Consider the following 17,327-nt stretch of genomic DNA (forward strand, 5'->3'; position numbering starts at 1 on the left):
TCTTTTAATGTGCAAAGCAATTTCATTCCTTTTCTTGAATAGTTAAGGAGAAAGGGGAGGGGAACAAACATGGAAGACCCAAAATTAAAAGAAATGGATGTAGAGTGGTTTGAAGAAGCTACGATCACACAGATCCAAGAAAAATTTACACAAGGTGAGCTTACATCAAAAGAGCTTGTATTAATGTACCTACATAGAATCGCTAAGTATGATAAGTACCTGCATTCCATCCTCGAAGTAAATCCAGATGCAGTACAGATAGCAGAAGCGCTTGATGCCGAACGAAAAGAAAAAGGTCCGCGCAGTCGATTGCACGGAATTCCCATCTTAATAAAAGATAACATTGATACACACGATAAAATGCATACAAGCGCTGGGTCCCTTGCCTTAAAAGATTCGATTGCCCTCCATGATTCATTTGTGGCAGAACAATTACGGTCATTAGGAGCAGTCATTCTTGGAAAGACAAATATGACTGAGTGGGCCAATTTCATGGCAATCGGGATGAAAAGCGGTTATAGTTCACGTGGCGGGCAGGTATTGAACCCATATGCCCCAGGTGAGTTTGATGTGGGCGGGTCTAGCTCAGGTTCAGGGGCAGCCGTTGCAGCTAACTTCGCACCAGCGGCAGTAGGAACTGAAACATCGGGATCGATTTTAAATCCTGCTTGTCAAAACTCCTTGGTGGGAATCAAGCCAACAGTAGGACTGATTAGTAGAAGAGGGATTATACCAATTGCTCATACCCAGGACACAGCGGGCCCGATGGCTAGAACGGTGGAAGATGCAGCAATTCTTCTAACAGCACTTTGTGGAAGCGACGATAAAGATCCTATTACCAAAACAAATCCTTTTGCTCAAAAAGACTTTTCCGATCATCTATTGACGCATGGACTAAACGGGAAAAGAATTGGCTTAGCCCTAGAAGGTTTTATCGAGTTATTAAGTGAAGAGAAACAAAGGGTGATTCTTGCAGCAGTTGATAAATTAAAAACCTCTGGTGCAATCGTGATCGATACCATTGAGATTCCATCTGCCAAAGCAGATTGGAAGTATGATGTTTTGACCTATGAATTTAAACCAGATCTTAATGCATATTTAAACAGCCTCCATCCATCGATACCTATTAGAAATTTATCCGACCTCATTGATTTTAATAAGAACAATGAAGAGAAAATGCTCAAATACGGTCAGGCGGTCCTAATCGAGTCTGAGGAAACAAGTGGATCGTTAACAGAAGCAGCTTATGTAAACGCATTGGAGTTCGACCATTATCATTCGAAAAAACTGGGAATTGATTTTGCTTTGGAAACATTTAGCCTGGATGTGATTGTTTTTCCAAGTGAGGAAGGCTCTCATATAAGTGCAAAAGCTGGTTATCCATCCATTGCTGTTCCAGCTGGTTATACGGCAGAAGGGGAGCCAGTTGGGATTACTTTTGCAGGAACGGCATATAGTGAGCCATCTTTAATCGAAGTGGCTTATGCATTTGAGCAAATGACAAAATTTAGAAAAGCGCCGGTCCTTGAAAAAGAATAAGACTAATTATTTTCACTCATACTATCAATGTATTTCTCAAAAAGGAGCTGGTACGTATGGGAAGACAGAAGCTAGGAAATCAAAATGCTCAGCGAAATAATAATCGCAAAAAGCAAATGAGAGATAGTGAAGAACTGGTTGAATTCACAACTGGTGAAGGGATAAAACACAATCGTCCAAATAGTAAATAATAAAGCGCGCCTCCTTCTGAGCAAGGAGGCGCTTTTTGTAACTTGTAATAACCCAGACTTATTCTTCAGCAAGTAATTTTAATGCTTTTTTAGCAGGTCCTTCGATTACATCGCCTGAATAAGCATACCGTGAGCCGTGACAAGGACAATCCCATGTTTTTTCTGCATGGTTCCATTCGCATTCACAGCCAAGATGGGTGCAAGTGGTATCAACGATATAGAGCTTACCGTTCTCGTCTTTATAGGCCCCCGCCCTTTTCCCGTTATACATCACAACAGATCCTTCGCCATCCGACAGATCGTCCGGATCTCCCGGAACAATTTCAAGCTTGCCTTTGATGAGGTGTTTAGCGACATCCACATTGGTGCTGACAATGCTTTTTAAATCCGGGTCAGCTTGGAAACGGGACGGTGAATAAAGCTGTTTGTACGGATTTTCGTTGTTTAACGCATAATCGGCTAATAAATGGCCAGCCATGGTTCCTGTTGTCATCCCCCATTTTTTAAATCCTGTAGCCACTAAAATATGTTCCCGCTCAGAAGTAATCGGACCGATATATGGAAGCTTGTCCAGTGTAACTAAATCCTGTGCAGACCAGCGGTAATCATATTCCTTAATCCCAAAAACTTCTTCGGCAAATGTCTCAAGATTTTCAAAATGGGCAATAGTATCAATCCCTTGACCTGTTTTATGGTTTTCACCGCCAATAATAATCAAGTTTTCGCCATTCACTGGTGTATAACGAATCGAACGGGTTGGACTGTCCGCACTAATATACATTCCGCCAGGGTACTCTTTGTCGGTTTTAATTCCGATTGCATATGAGCGATCTGCATACATACGGGCAAAATAAAGACCTGGCAAATCATAAAATGGGAAATGAGAGGCAATAATCACTTTAGTACAAGTGACGTTGAAGCCGGATTTTGTAACAACTTTTGACTGCTGATCATCATCTTGAATGTCGGTAGCAGTAGTATTTTCAAACACCATACATCCGGCTTGCACTGCTTCATCCAACAGAGCTTTCAAATATTTAAGGGGATGAAACTGAGCCTGATTTCGCATCATTAAGGCCGCTTTCACTTCGATATTGAATGGAATCGTATCTTTTAATGCTCCATCAATATTAAGTCGTTTATAAGCTTCCCACTCTGTTACCAGCTTTTCTTTATATTCATCGGTGACCGCATAAATATAGGCATCTTGTTTGCTAAAATCACAATCGATTCCTTTTTCGTTTACATTACTTTCCACAAATTGCATGGCATTCATATGTGATTCAAAATACAGTCTAGCCTTTTCCTCTCCAAAATGGTTAATAAATTCATCATAAATTAACCCGTGTTGTGCGGTTACCTTCGCAGTGGTATGTCCAGTGGTACCATTCAAAACACTACCAGCCTCTAGAATGGCAACCTTTACCCCCTGCTTCGAAAGTAAATATGCAGCTGTAATCCCTGTAATCCCCGCTCCAACAATGGCAACATCGACAGATATATCTTCAGTTAATTTCTTAAAAGATGGTAATTCTATTTCACGCCAATACGTTTTTGGAAATTGTGGAATTTTTTCAGATGAACTCATATATACTCCTCCAGCCTAAAAAAATGACATCAAAATTAATTTTCCCAAAGGAGTTAAAATAAATGTAATCAAGGAAGGATTTTCTTAACATAAAAAGAACCCAGCGTTTGCAGGGTTCCTACTCCTCTTTGTCAATTTCCAATGGATCAATTCGGGTCGAGTCTTCGGTATTTAAGGAACTTCTAAGGAAGTAGTAGAATGTTCCGCCAATACAAACAAGAAATATAAATAAACCAATCGTTGTGACCCACCAAATTGCAGCCATTGTATTCCCCCTTTGTAAAGCTTAAGAGACGAACGTCTTAAGCTTTTCTAAAAATATATGCAAAAGAGGGGAGGATTTTTCCAACGAATTTCTATTAGTCTTTTTTCTTAAGTGAGGCATAATAGTCCACTTTTTTGATATTAACACCGACAAAGGTTTCAATAATCGACTGGCCGCCGGCAATCGATAAAATTAAGATGACCACAAAGGTAACCCGTGGAAAGAGTAAATAGGTACCCCCAAGCAAAATCGCACTCCAAACACCTGCACACCAATAACATTTCAGTAAATAACCGAACATCGATGTCGGAACTTCCTTTGTTTCAATGCCAGCTTTTGTTTCCACCTTAATTTTTTTAACAAAAGGTTTACGGATAAATTCAGTAATCTTATCAAAAACAATTAAATGGGTTAAACGATAACTCGCTAAAATTAACATTATATATGTCATCCATGAAATCTCATTCACTTTTTATTCCTCCGTTATGTAGACAAAATTTTTAACTAATCAAGCTGATAAAATTTTTTAATCCATTGTATATTTTGAGCCTGAATTCAGGATTATATATTCGGAGGAGGCGAAAAAATGAAAAAATCTTTTTGGTTTAGTTTTCTGTTTTTATTATCACTACTTTGTATTCCAAGCGTGTCTTTTGCCCAGCAAATATACACCGTTCAGCCGGGAGACACACTTTGGAAGATCGCTGTCAGGTATCAGGTTGGAATTTCCGAGATTATTTCTGCAAATAGGCAATTTACAAACCCAAATTTGATTTATCCAGGTCAAAAAGTGACTATTCCAAGTTACGATGCAGTCAAAAACATTGAAAGTCAGGTCATTCGATTAACCAATCAGGAACGTGCGAAAAATGGATTGAAGGCATTAACACCGGATTGGGAACTGTCAAGAGTGGCTCGTTATAAGGCAAATGATATGAGAGATAAAAACTATTTTAGTCATACGAGTCCAACGTATGGCAGTCCATTTGATATGATGAAAAACTTTGGGATTTCCTATCGTTCAGCTGCTGAAAACATTGCAGCAGGGCAAACAACACCAGCATCAGTTGTGCAAGCTTGGATGAATAGCTCTGGTCACCGAGCAAATATTTTAAGCACGAGATCTACCTATATCGGTGTTGGCTACGCACAGGGCGGCTCATCCAGACACTATTGGGTACAGATGTTTATTTCTAAATAGTAAAAAAAGGTCAGTATCTTAAGCATTTCGCTTAGGGACTGACCTTTTCTACGTCTTAGGACTGATATAAAAATCAAGCTAAAGCGCAATTATGACAGCCAAAGAAAAGAGGTAAGATGATATCAAGATAACGAAAGGAGAAAAACAAAATGAAAAAATTCGGTTTATTGTTAGCAGGTGGAATTGCAGCAGTGATCTTGCTTTCAACCATTGGTCCAATGGTGGGGTTACTGGTTAGCTTAGTACTCCTATACTTCATATTCAAACAGTTCTTAAAAGCTAAAACTATAGGAGGAAAAATCGGGCTTGGGATTATTGGCTTCATCGTCCTGATGGCCTCTATTCATAATGCCCCAGCCATCATTGGAGTGGCAGCAGCTTATGTTTTATACCTCGTTTATAAAAAGTGGAACCAAAATAAGGATACTGCCGTGAATGAAGGATCAGACCCATTTGCTAATTTTGAAAAACAATGGAAAGAAATGAAAAATTATTAGGATTAAAAGGAGAGAATTCACATGACAAACTTATTTACAAGAATTAAAAATACGATTACAGCCGATTTACACGAGGCACTTGATCAAAAAGATAAAAAAAATCCAATCGCCTTATTGAATCAATACCTGCGTCAATGTGAGCAAGAAACGGAGAAAGTTAGAAAGTTGTTAGAACGTCAATATACATTGAAGGATGAGTTTACAAGAGAATACCAGCAGGCAGCTCAGTTAGCAGAAAAAAGAAAATACCAGGCGGATGTTGCTTCTAAGGCTGGCGAAACAGAACTTTATCAGTTTGCCTCTTCAGAGTATGAGCAATATGCAGATCGTGCAACCCGCTTAAGTGGATCACTTGAACAGGTAAAAAGTCAACTATCAGACTTAGAAAGAAAATATGAAGAAATGAAGCACAAAATCAAGGATATGCACCTAAGAAGGATGGAATTAATGGGACGTGAAAATGTGACCCGTGCAAACCATCAAATCAACCAAGTGCTAGATGCAAATACTTATTCAGATAAATCCTACTCAAAGTTTAAAGAGATTGAAAACTATCTTGACCGTTTAGAGCATCAAGTGAATAGTTCGTTTTATCGCAATACCATCGATGCTCGGATCGCCCAGTTAGAAAAAGAAATGAAATTAGAAGAAAGCAAGTCCATTTAATTACAAATATGGTATGCTAAAAGAAAAGCGAAGGCGCCATGCACATGGCGCGCATGTATAAAAGGCGTAGGCTTTCTGCGCCTTTTGTCCAATGAAAAGAAAATATAAGTTTTTGAACTTAGATTACTGTCTAGCTCCAGCGCCCTAGCGGCTAGTGTCCTTCGCTCTCCGCCCTACGATAAGTCAAGCACGAATGCGCCTCCGGCTCTTCGTGTTTCCTTTATCTCAGTTGGAGCGCTCCAGGCCATACGCCGCTGACCAGGGCGCTTGCGCTTTTCGTAATACATTAAAATAAATGATGAGCCAGACATTTGTAAGGGAGGGTGGTCCATGTTTAAAAATACCAAATATGATTATTTAGGCTGGATGTTCATTATTGGTGCGATCATTCTAGTCATGGAAATATTATTTTTCAACAGTGGGCTTATTTTTTCCCTTATCATATCTGGCGGCATGATTTTTCTCGGCCGCAAGCGTACGGGGAAAAAGAGAGGGAAGATACTGTTTATCGGCGGAATAATCTTCTTTGTAATTAGTGTCCTCAACATGATGACGTTTAGGTTCTTTTTGCTCGCCATTTTACTGCATTTTTTCATTCAGTTTATTAATTCAAAAAAGCATCCAAAGAAGATATCACCGGAGATCATCCTAGCAGAAGAAACCGTGGAACAAGAAACACTGATTAAAACAGAACCATTATTTGAAAATATTGTTCTTGGTCAACAGAAGACTCCTGCTGGTGCCTATAAATGGAATGATGTAAACATCCAGGCAGGTATTGGCGATACCATCATTGATCTTAGTTTTACGATGCTTCCAAAAGGGGAAACCGTTATCTTTATACGAAATCTCGTTGGGAATATTCAAATCCTTGTTCCTTATGATATAGAAGTAAGTATTCAGCACTCCTGCATAGTAGGTTCAACAAGTGTTTTCGAGCATCATGACTCGAAACTTTTCAATCGGGTATTACACGTAAAGACACCTGGATATGAGGCAGCCGAGCACAAAGTCAAAATATTTACTTCGCTCGTAGTCGGAAATTTAGAGGTGAGCCGGATATGAGCACAACCCAGCGCCAAATTTTCTGGAGTGTCGGCTTTTCCTTTTTTATTGCGATCATTATCGGTGCCATTTTTATCTTTGTTTTCCCATTGGGCAGTTGGGCCGAATTGTGGAGTAAACAGTTCATGAATATTCCCTTTGTTATCTTTATCCCGGCCTTTAGTATTGCTGTCGGAATACTTTTAGGTGCGTTCTCTGGGATGTATTGGAGAAGACAGTTTCTCTCGGTTGAACATTCCTTGCATTTATTAGAGGAAGGGAAACAGATAGAAGTGAAGGAGAAACCGGTGATCTCGGAAATGCAACTAATTGCCAACCGAATTGACAAAATCGGCAAGCAGATGTCTGAGCAAGCTAAACTCTCACAACGCTTAGCGACCGAAAAGGTAGAAGACCTAGAAGGAAGAATTCAAGAAATAATTGAACAAGAACGGAACCGTCTGGCCCGTGAGCTTCACGACTCTGTCAGTCAGCAATTATTTGCTGCTTCGATGATGATGTCAGCCATTAACGAAACAAAGCAGCAATCACCAGTAGAAAATGACCGCGAAGCGAAGCAACTGAAAATTGTCGAAGAAATGATTCACCAATCCCAATTGGAAATGCGTGCCCTCCTTTTACATTTGCGGCCGGTTGCCTTGAAAAATAAAACACTCCAAGAAGGAATTGAAGAGCTGTTAATCGAATTATCTCAAAAGGTTGAAATGGATATTAAATGGAAAACGGAAGCCTTCCCCCTAGATAAAGGTGTGGAAGATCATCTTTTCCGAATTCTGCAGGAATCTATTTCAAATACTTTAAGACATTCGAAAGCACGCTCGCTCGAAGTTCTAATGGTTAAACGGGACGACTTGGTCATCTTAAGGATTGTTGATGATGGAATTGGTTTTGATGTAACCGAGATGAAGGCGGGTTCCTATGGAATGCAAAATATGCATGAGCGTGCGGTAGAAGTAGGCGGTACGTTAAAAGTAGTAAGTGTAAAAAATCAAGGAACAAGGCTGGAAGTAAAGGTTCCGGTGATGATTAATGGAGATGGTGCCAATGATTAGAGTAGTATTTGTTGATGACCATGAAATGGTAAGAATCGGGGTTTCTTCTTATTTATCTGCACAGCCAGATATTGAAGTAGTCGGGGAAGCAGACGATGGAAAAAAAGGTGTGGAGCTTGCTCTCGAACTTCGCCCTGATATTATTTTAATGGATTTAGTTATGAAGGAAATGGACGGAATTGAAGCCACAAGACGGATCATTGAACAATGGCCTGAAGCAAAAATCATCATAGTAACCAGTTTCTTGGATGATGAAAAAGTATATCCTGCACTTGAGGCTGGAGCTACAAGCTATATGCTTAAGACATCTAAAGCTGGTGAAATAGCCAATGCGGTCCGCGCTACATACCATGGGCAATCGGTCCTTGAACCGGAAGTTACCGGTAAAATGATGGTAAAAATGCGTCAAAAAAATACACACTTGCCACACGAAGACCTTACATCTCGTGAAGTTGAAATATTATTATTAATGGCTGAAGGAAAAACCAATCAGGACATTGCGGATGAGTTATTTATTGCCCTCAAAACCGTCAAAACCCATGTCAGCAATATTTTGAGTAAGCTCAACGTACAAGACCGAACGCAAGCAGTCATCTATGCATTTAAGCATTCATTAATAAAATAAATTTAGAAGGCTTTCCAAATCTGGAAAGTTTTTTTTTGCCTTTTTTATAAAATTATAAAAATATAATTGAAAAAGGTTCTCATTTACTGGTATGATGATTTTATTGAAAATGATTATCATTAATATAGATACCGGAGGATTACATACATGAAACTATTAAAAGTGTCAGGCACCTTAATTTTATCTAGCAGTCTACTATTTGGATGTTCAAATAATACAGAGGAAACTTCAACAAAAGAAAAGGTAAAAGAAAAAGCAGCTGCGAGTCAGGCTTCGCTCACTGGGGTTACAGATGATTACAGGGCATATGCCTTAGGAGAAATTGAAGAATTTGTTAAGGCAACAGACGCCTTTACAGCTGCTGTTAAAAAGGGAGAAATCGAAAAAGCCAAAGCCCTTTATGGACCAGCGCGGATGCACTATGAGCGTGCCGAACCAATTGCGGAAGTGTTCGGTGACCTAGATCCGAAGATTGATGCACGAGAAGGCGATGTTCCTGAAGCAGAATGGGGCGGGTACCATCGGATTGAAAAAGGTCTTTGGATTGAAAAAACCACTAAAGGATATGAGCAGTACGCGGAGCAGTTAATGAAAGATGTTAATCTCCTACGTGCCAAGGTAGATACCGTTGAAGTGACACCAGAATTATTGATAACTGGCGCTGTTGACCTTTTAAATGAGGTGTCCACTTCAAAAGTAACAGGCGAAGAGGACCGTTATTCCCATACTGATTTATATGATTTTGCTGCCAATGTGGAGGGAGCAGAAAAGATTTATCAATTGCTTAATCCGGCATTAACGAAAAAAGATGAGGCCGTTTCAAAGGAAATTCAAGCCCGTTTTGATGATGTGTACCGTTTATTGAACCAGCACAAAAAGGGAGATGGCTACAAACTCTACACTGAATTAACAAAGGACCAAGTAAAAGAACTAAGTCAGGCGATTGATGCACTAGCAGAACCACTCTCACAAATAGGACTTGTTACGGAGGCGTCTTAATTGGAAAAGAATACAAACATCATCGATGAATCTTCGGTAATCAGAAAAAAGATTTCGCGAAGAGATATTCTTAAAACGGCCGGTGTTGGGGGTGTCGGAGTGATTCTTGGTGCTTCTGGATTAGGAGGGTTGCTTTCGATTACGGAAAGCAAAGCCACTACTAAAGAGGCCCATGATATTGTTCCCTTCTATGGAAAACAGCAAAGCGGGATCACCACAAAAACACAAAACCATGTGTATTTTGTTTCCTTGGATGTAACCACCTCCAAAAAAGAAGACCTGGTTCAATTATTCAAGGATTGGACAAAGGCAGCCGCGCTATTATCTGAAGGGAAAGCAGTCGGAGATCTTTCGAGTAATGAGTTTCTCCCGCCAAAAGATACTGGGGAGGCCGCTGGATTATCTGCTTCTAATTTAACAGTTACATTCGGAGTTGGTCCTAGTTTGTTTGTAAAAGACAATCACGACAGATTCGGTCTAAAACATAAGCAGCCAAAAGAATTAGTGGATTTGCCTAAATTTCCACTGGATGCGTTGGAAGACGAATGGACCGGTGGGGACCTTTGTATTCAGGCCTGTGCGGATGATTTGCAAGTAGCTTTTCACGCGGTGAGGAATTTGATTCGAATTGCTAGAGGGAAGGCGATCTTACGTTGGGCGCAAACAGGGTTTCAACGCACGAAACAAGCAGATCCAAAAAATGAAACACCTAGGAACTTGTTTGGCTTTAAAGATGGCACAGCCAATCCTGATGTAAACAATGCAGAACAGATGAACAAACAGGTTTGGGTTCAGCCTGGTGATGGCCCAAATTGGTTGGCGAACGGAAGTTATCTTGTCGTCCGAAGAATTCAAATGTTTATTGAGGTGTGGGATCGTACCACATTAAAAGATCAAGAAAATACCTTTGGCCGCTATCGTGAAAACGGTGCACCAATTGGGCAAAAAAGTGAATTTGAAAAACTTGATTTGAAGCAAAAAAATGAAAAAGGCGAATATAGCATCCCTGCAGACTCGCATACTCGTTTATCTCATGGGGACGGTTCACAGCAAATTCTGCGCAGGGCCTATTCCTATTCAGATGGAATGGACCTTAAGACCGGCAGCTTTGATGCAGGCCTGTTGTTCTTATGTTTCCAACGTGCTCCTAGTAAACAATTTATTCCGATACAAAATAGATTGGCCACAATGGATAAATTAAATGAATATATTTCCCATAGAGGAAGTGCCATCTTTGCTTGTTTACCGGGAACCAAACCAGGCGGTTTTATAGGAGAAACCCTTTTTAACTAGAGTTTTTCCTAATATAGAGGAGAGAGACACATGTTACGATTTAAAACAAAAAGTAAATCTATTTTAATTCTAATGATGTTTTTCGTTTTTTTTCAAACCGTTCATCCAGCGAAAGCAGAAGTGAATCATGATGAACTTTTCGTTCTAATTGGTGATAGTTTAATGAAAGCCAAGGATGGAGACCAATCAACCGTTTCCACTAATATGGAACAGTTTGCAACAGAATGGAAAGCGATTAAGAACAAGGATAGTGAACAGGCTAAAAAGGTTGAACAAGCGCTTCAAGAGGTTCAAAGTTTACTAACTAAAGGGAAAATAGAAAAAGATGTTCTGTCTGAAAGTCTTTCGTCTCTGTCCAGTGCGGTGGTTCTTTATGACCAAGAACAAAATCCACAAGATAAAGAAAAGGGAAAAGAACAAGTAAAGCAGATGATGCCGCTCATTGCCACATTCAAGAAATCGATTGAGGACGAAAATCAGGCAGTATTGAAAACTCAATATCAATCCTTGCTAAATAAATGGAATGCTTCGGAAAAAATTGTCCATGACGAGAGCATTGTCACCTACGGCAGTGTCGAAAAATACATGGCTTTAATTCGAATCGCGATCACCCAGAATCCGGTCGATTTAGATAAGGCGAAAACAAATATCGAGAAGCTATCAAGTGAAGTGGAAAATTTCTTAGCAGGGAAGGTTTCTAAACAGGTTCAAGGTGATTATTCACTATCGGATCTTTCAGCATTATTGAGTAAGGCAGAATCACAGATTTCACAAGAAAACTATAATAGTGCCGAAAACCAGTTAAATGAAGTCTTAAACGTTTGGCCAATGGTCGAAGGAGATGTTCAGACGAGGGATAGTAAGCTGTATAGTGATCTTGAAACCAAAATACCTACAGCTATTAGCCTCTTAAGTTCTGCTAAAGTCGATGGTCCCAAGGCGGAGGAGATTGTAAAAGAAATAAATTCACGTCTTGCACCGCTAATTAGTAAAACTGATTATTCTTTATGGGATGCAGCATTAATTTTGCTGCGCGAAGGGTTAGAAGGGTTATTAATCGTCGCTACATTGCTTGCCTTTTTGAAGAAAATGGGTCAGGGTGCGAAACAGAAATGGATCTGGGCGGGTGTTGGCGCAGGTATTCTAGCAAGTGCTGTATTAGCCATTATTATTAATATTGTATTTACCCGTATCGTTGCAGCTTCCAGCCGAGAATATATAGAGGGAATTACTGGAGTTGTTGCTGTAATTATGATGTTAACAGTTGGAGCATGGCTCCATAATAAATCCAGTATTGGGAACTGGAATAAATATATAAATCAACAAATGGAACAAGCCATTGCCAAAGGAAGTTTAGTTTCATTTGCTTTCATTAGTTTTCTGTCTGTGTTCCGTGAAGGAGCAGAAACCATCATATTCTATACAGGAATCACCCCATACATTAGTATGCAGCAATTGGTTTTGGGTGTAATCCTGGCAGTGGGAATCCTGGCCATTGTTGGGTTCGCTATTATTTACTATAGTGTAAAAATACCGATTCGCTTTTTCTTTAAAGCGGCAACTATTCTTATTTATATTTTAGCCTTTAAAATTCTCGGTATTAGTATTCATGCGCTGCAGATTTCGGATGTGTTGTCGACAAGCACCGTGCATCAGCTTCCGTTTATTGATTGGATTGGTTTATATCCAACTTTGGAAACAACGATTACCCAGTTATTATTAGTTATCGTCATTCTGGGGTTGACATGGATGATTAAAAAAAGAACAGTCATTACTAACATTTAAAAGGGCCTTAGGTCCTTTTTTCGTTTCTGTTAAAATTTTCTCCTACTAATCAAAGAACTTGTCTCATAAGTTTATATAAGTGAGATTAGTATGGAGGAGAAAAAATTGAGGATATATTATAAGGGAATATTCTTTTTAGCTGCCGCTGCTTTTTTGGGGGAAGGTATTGAAGTTTTAGTAAATATGATTCTTGCTCGAGAGTTAGGACCACATGGGCTAGGACTGTATATGTCCATTTTGCCATCAATATTCTTCATTGTTTTGCTAGCAAGCTTTGAGCTGCCTGTATCAATTTCAAAATTTATTGCAGAAAGGGAAGACCGTTATCACCGTAATATCCTTCATCATGCCATTACGATTACGATTGTATTCTCGGCGGTCCTTTTTTTAGCAGCTACTGTGATCATTCCGTTTATTCCTGTGTTTGATAAATATCATCCATATGTTAGATGGCTTGTTTTAATCTTAATCCCAATCATTTCCTTTACGTCCGTCGCGAGGGGATATTTTATGGGAAAGCAACAAATGGGGAAAATAGCAGTTTCTAATTTTTTAAGGAAAACCATTCAACTCGCTGGATTGTTTCTCCTCTTTCGTTTGTTTGCCTTCGACACATCCGAGTCATTGCTAATCGCAATTGGTACATTTATTGGAAGCGAGATTGTTGTGTTCCTATACTTATTCTACATGTTCATTATCCAGTTTCAGCAATTGAAACGACAGCCATTTTCTAATATGAAACGCAAGGTAGTCCAGAAGAATTTAATGTCAGTATCGATTCCAACCACGGGTCTTCGGTTGTTTTCAGCATTCACTGGTGCCATACAGCCCTTTATCATTAAGGCAGCGTTGGTTCGTTCTGGAATGAGCGAAACAGTAGCGACTGAGCAATTTGGGCTGCTGATGGGAGTGGCCATGTCAATAGGATTTTTCCCAGCCTTTATTGCCCATTCCCTTATGGTCGTTCTAATTCCAGCTGTATCCAAGACTTACTCACAGGGTGATTATCAAAGGCTCCATAAAATGCTTCAACAGGTGATGAAGCTTACCTTTGTATATGGGGTCGCAGCAGTAGCAATTTTCTACTTTTTTGCACCGGAGTTAACATCGCTTTTCTTTAAATCAGAAACACCAGCTATATTTTTACAATTACTCTGGCCATTTTTCTTATTCCACTTCTTTATCATGCCGATGCAGGCCTTTTTGTTTGGACTTAATTTACTTAAAGAGACATTTATTCATATCATTTGGTCGACCATCATCTCCTTTGCACTCATTCTCCTGCTTGCAGCAATGCCAGAATGGAGAATGAACGGGGTTATTATTGGGATGAATACAGGTGCTGTTTTGTTGGCGCTTATGCATTATATAACCATTTGCAAAAAAATCGGAATAAGTTTATTTATGCAGCGGCTCATTCAAAATCCCACTAAATGATAAATTTAGAGAAAATTACTTCAAAACTGTAGGGGTTACACTTTCCACTCCGTCTATTAATATGAAAAGGTATTTTTCAACATGGAGGTTTAGGAAAATGAAAAATGAACGTACCCCATCATTTGAAGAAGTGGTCATGGAATACGGAAGAGCAATCTATAAATATATTTTATCATTGGTCAGGCATAAAGAACTTGCGGAGGACATCTATCAGGAGGTATTACTCTCTGCTTATTTAGCATATCCTTCAATAAAGGAGCAATCGAAATATAAAGGATGGTTTTATACGATTGCCATCAATAAATGCCGTGACTATTGGCGGAAAGAAAATAAATCCAAGCAATTTTGGAGGGAAGAAGTTTATTCCTATTCAGCCTCTTTCGAACCAACGGTTATCCCAGAAGAGGAAGTGTTACATAAATTTTCTGCGGCACAAATGGCTGAAAAGATTAACCTATTACCGGAAATCTATAGATATCCTATTTATCTATATTACTATCAAGACTTTTCTCTCGTCGAAATTGCGAAAAAAAGTAACCTTCCTATGTCTACAGTCAAAACAAGAATGAGAAGGGCAAAGGAAAGACTCCGACCAAAAATGCAGTCACTCGCATGATACCAGTAAAATATTCTTTGTGAAGGAGAATGTTCACCATGACTGGAAAAGGAGAAAAAAGAGGCCAGGCGCACTTACAGCCATACATTTCAAAACAGTATTACCATCAATATACACCTATCGATCACGCGGTGTGGCGATTCGTCATGAAGCAAAACCATTACTTTTTAAAGGATATCGCTCATCCCGCATATGTAAATGGCTTACGAGATTCGGGTATTAAAACTGAGTCCATTCCAAAGGTTGACGATATGAATAAGAGCTTGGCAAAAGTTGGCTGGGGGGCCGTTACGATTGATGGCCTTATTCCTGGTTCCGTATTTTATGGCTTTCTGGCAAATGGCCTTTTACCGATTGCGACAGAAATAAGAAACATTCAAAACATTGCCTATACACCTGCACCGGATATGATTCATGAAGCAGCAGGACATGCGCCGATTTTATTAGATCAATCTTATCGGGAATTTGTAAGGAAAATTGGTGAGATGGGGGCAAAAGCACTCGCTAGTAAAGAAAAATTAGAAGTGTTTAAAGCCGTCCGCCATTTAACCATTGTTGCAGAAGATCCTAATTCAACCCCTGAACAGGTGAAAGAGGCAGAAAGGCTTGTGGCAGAAGCAAGACAAAAGGTGAAGGGTCTATCTGAGGCCGATATGGTTTCAAGGCTTTTCTGGTGGACGGTTGAGTATGGCTTGATTGGTGACCTTAGTGATCCCAAGATCTATGGAGCTGGTTTGCTTTCATCTGTAGGTGAAAGTCAAAGCTGTCTAGCCGATGACGTGAAGAAGATTCCATTTTCAGTTGAGGAATGTATTAAGACACCTTATGATGTTACCAAGCCACAGCCGCAATTATTTGTCTGTAAAGATTTTAATGAACTGGCAGGTGCTATTGATCAATTTGCTTCGACAATGGCATTTAAGAAAGGCGGCACGGAAAGCCTTGAAAAAGCTTTACAATCTGATAATCTTGCAACATTTGTTTTCTCGTCTGGCTTGCAAGTGACAGGGACACTGGCAACCATATGGAAGGATGATAAGGGAGAGGCTGTTTATATCAGAACCAAAGGGCAGACCGCATTATCTTTTGACCAGAAACAATTAAATGGTCATGGCAAAGATACACATCACAAGGGCTTTGGAACACCAATAGGAGGTCTGGAAGGAAAGATTGCATTAGAGAAATGCTCACCCACTCAATTAAAGGATTTAGGAATCATTGAGGGCAGCAAGACCGTGTTGGAATTTGAAAGCGGTGTCAATGTGAAGGGGATTGTTAAGTCAATTTTGATGTCAGAAGGAAAGCCCATCTTAATCTCTTTTAAGGATTGCCAAGTAAGCTATCAGGGGCAAGTCCTATTTGAGCCATCATGGGGGACGTATGATATGGCTGTTGGTGCAAGAATTACATCAGTTTTTGCAGGCGCTGCAGATCCAGACGCTTTTTTTGATTGGCCAACAGATGAAACAAACAGTATGGAGGAAGCAGAAGTTCAGCAACTCAATGAACTTGAAAGCCTATATGCGGAAATCCGCAGCTTACGGGAAGGAATGGCATGGAATGAACAGAGTTGGACCAGATTGGAGAAAGTAACAGAGGTCCTAGATCAGAAATATCCAAATGAGTGGCTATTGAGACTGGAAATTCTAGAAATCTATAAGTTGCAAAATAACAGTCATCCCAATGTGAAAATTATTTCCGAACTATTACGAAACAAAAATTGGGGGAAATCAGTTAATCAGGTGATTCAACGCGGATTCACTTTAATTAATAATAGATAAAGGAAAAGGAGCTTGGGGAATCCAAGCTCCTTTCTTATGCTATCCAGCTCCAGCGCTTTTCTGATCAGTCCTTACTAGATAAAATTCCAAAAATGCGAAGGATGCTTACAAATAGGTTAATAAAATTCAAGTATAAGTTTAATGCCATCAATGGTACTTCTTCCGGTCTAACCCCGTAATGCTTCATACGGCTGAAATCAAACAGAACATAACCGCTAAATACGATTACTCCAATTATGGAGAAAGCAAGCATTGCGGTTGAGCCCAATGGAAAGAAAATATTATAAATGGAAATAACCACTAAGGCTAGCAAAGCAGCGAGCAGGAATCCACCTAAAAAGGAAAAGTTTTGTTTTGATTTCGTTGCATAGATAGCCACGCCTGTAAAAACCACGGTGGTACTAGCAAATGCCATAACAACCACGTTTGCTCCTGCTGCAGCTGTGTAATAGGCTACGATTGGGAAAAGCGTTATTCCAGATATAAATGTAAAGAGATATAGAAATGAATAAGAAATGGCCTTTTTACGTCTGAAAAAGAATGCGATCATGAGCATGACAAATTCTAGAATTGCTAACGGCATAAATAAACTATCTGGTACAAATACACCTGCCATTGTGCCCAAGAAAGCAATCGCAAGGGAAAGCGCAAACGTTCGAATAACAGAGGGCAAGAATTCAGTAGATGTTTGTGTATACAATTTTTTCACCTCAAAAATTATTTGTTA

At 39.6% G+C, this 17,327-nt stretch carries 18 protein-coding genes; 14 read left to right on the forward strand and 4 right to left on the reverse strand.

Annotated elements, in window-relative coordinates; all coding sequences use genetic code 11:
- Positions 1-69: 69 nt before the first annotated feature.
- Positions 70-1,539: an amidase family protein gene (locus FS608_RS16180; protein WP_144552802.1), complete on the forward strand. Its 1,470-nt coding sequence runs from the start codon at positions 70-72 to the stop codon at positions 1,537-1,539.
- A gap of 56 nt (positions 1,540-1,595) precedes the next feature.
- Complete coding sequence (locus tag FS608_RS31320) at positions 1,596-1,730, forward strand: hypothetical protein (RefSeq protein ID WP_260871711.1); 135 nt, start codon at positions 1,596-1,598, stop codon at positions 1,728-1,730.
- A 58-nt stretch (positions 1,731-1,788) separates the two neighbouring features.
- Here the strand turns inward: FS608_RS31320 and FS608_RS16185 are convergent, their stop codons facing one another.
- The 3 genes from FS608_RS16185 to FS608_RS16190 all read right to left on the reverse strand — a co-directional run bounded on the left by FS608_RS16185 (position 1,789) and on the right by FS608_RS16190 (position 4,052).
- Positions 1,789-3,318 (reverse strand): FAD-dependent oxidoreductase, encoded by a 1,530-nt coding sequence (locus tag FS608_RS16185; RefSeq protein ID WP_144552804.1) that lies wholly within the window; start codon positions 3,316-3,318, stop codon positions 1,789-1,791.
- Positions 3,319-3,436: 118 nt separating this feature from the next.
- On the reverse strand, positions 3,437-3,583 hold the full coding sequence (locus FS608_RS30355; protein WP_186328766.1) for a hypothetical protein: 147 nt from the start codon (positions 3,581-3,583) through the stop codon (positions 3,437-3,439).
- Between the two features lie 94 nt (positions 3,584-3,677).
- Complete coding sequence (locus FS608_RS16190) at positions 3,678-4,052, reverse strand: DUF1360 domain-containing protein (RefSeq protein ID WP_144552806.1); 375 nt, start codon at positions 4,050-4,052, stop codon at positions 3,678-3,680.
- A 117-nt stretch (positions 4,053-4,169) separates the two neighbouring features.
- Between FS608_RS16190 and safA the strand changes: the two genes are divergently transcribed.
- From safA to FS608_RS16250, 12 genes are all read left to right on the forward strand, one after another.
- Positions 4,170-4,784 (forward strand): SafA/ExsA family spore coat assembly protein, encoded by a 615-nt coding sequence (safA, locus tag FS608_RS16195; protein WP_144552808.1) that lies wholly within the window; start codon positions 4,170-4,172, stop codon positions 4,782-4,784.
- 149 nt (positions 4,785-4,933) lie between these two features.
- On the forward strand, positions 4,934-5,281 hold the full coding sequence (locus FS608_RS16200; protein WP_144552811.1) for a lmo0954 family membrane protein: 348 nt from the start codon (positions 4,934-4,936) through the stop codon (positions 5,279-5,281).
- 21 nt (positions 5,282-5,302) lie between these two features.
- Positions 5,303-5,947: a PspA/IM30 family protein gene (locus FS608_RS16205; protein ID WP_144552813.1), complete on the forward strand. Its 645-nt coding sequence runs from the start codon at positions 5,303-5,305 to the stop codon at positions 5,945-5,947.
- 330 nt (positions 5,948-6,277) lie between these two features.
- Positions 6,278-7,012: a cell wall-active antibiotics response protein LiaF gene (gene liaF, locus FS608_RS16210; RefSeq protein WP_144552815.1), complete on the forward strand. Its 735-nt coding sequence runs from the start codon at positions 6,278-6,280 to the stop codon at positions 7,010-7,012.
- A complete protein-coding gene (locus FS608_RS16215; RefSeq protein ID WP_144552817.1) occupies positions 7,009-8,064 on the forward strand; it encodes a sensor histidine kinase in 1,056 nt (351 codons plus the stop codon). The genes liaF and FS608_RS16215 overlap by 4 nt, the downstream gene beginning before the upstream one ends.
- Positions 8,057-8,689 (forward strand): response regulator transcription factor, encoded by a 633-nt coding sequence (locus tag FS608_RS16220; RefSeq protein ID WP_144552819.1) that lies wholly within the window; start codon positions 8,057-8,059, stop codon positions 8,687-8,689. Before FS608_RS16215 ends, FS608_RS16220 begins: the two co-directional genes overlap by 8 nt.
- Before the next feature lie 147 nt (positions 8,690-8,836).
- A complete protein-coding gene (efeO, locus tag FS608_RS16225) occupies positions 8,837-9,688 on the forward strand; it encodes an iron uptake system protein EfeO (RefSeq protein ID WP_144552821.1) in 852 nt (283 codons plus the stop codon).
- Positions 9,689-10,981 (forward strand): iron uptake transporter deferrochelatase/peroxidase subunit, encoded by a 1,293-nt coding sequence (efeB, locus tag FS608_RS16230; RefSeq protein ID WP_144552823.1) that lies wholly within the window; start codon positions 9,689-9,691, stop codon positions 10,979-10,981.
- A 30-nt stretch (positions 10,982-11,011) separates the two neighbouring features.
- Positions 11,012-12,766: an FTR1 family iron permease gene (locus tag FS608_RS16235; protein ID WP_144552825.1), complete on the forward strand. Its 1,755-nt coding sequence runs from the start codon at positions 11,012-11,014 to the stop codon at positions 12,764-12,766.
- A gap of 105 nt (positions 12,767-12,871) precedes the next feature.
- Positions 12,872-14,203, forward strand: coding sequence for a polysaccharide biosynthesis protein (locus FS608_RS16240; RefSeq protein WP_144552827.1), 1,332 nt, complete (start codon positions 12,872-12,874; stop codon positions 14,201-14,203).
- A gap of 97 nt (positions 14,204-14,300) precedes the next feature.
- Entirely contained in the window at positions 14,301-14,819 is a 519-nt protein-coding gene (locus tag FS608_RS16245; protein WP_260871712.1) for an RNA polymerase sigma factor, read from the forward strand.
- 38 nt (positions 14,820-14,857) lie between these two features.
- A complete protein-coding gene (locus FS608_RS16250; protein WP_144552831.1) occupies positions 14,858-16,600 on the forward strand; it encodes an aromatic amino acid hydroxylase in 1,743 nt (580 codons plus the stop codon).
- 64 nt (positions 16,601-16,664) lie between these two features.
- On the opposite strand, the gene FS608_RS16255 is transcribed toward FS608_RS16250, so the two are convergent.
- A complete protein-coding gene (locus tag FS608_RS16255) occupies positions 16,665-17,300 on the reverse strand; it encodes a Bax inhibitor-1/YccA family protein (protein WP_144552833.1) in 636 nt (211 codons plus the stop codon).
- Positions 17,301-17,327 lie beyond the last annotated feature (27 nt).

This window comes from Bacillus sp. X1(2014) (assembly GCF_007678255.1).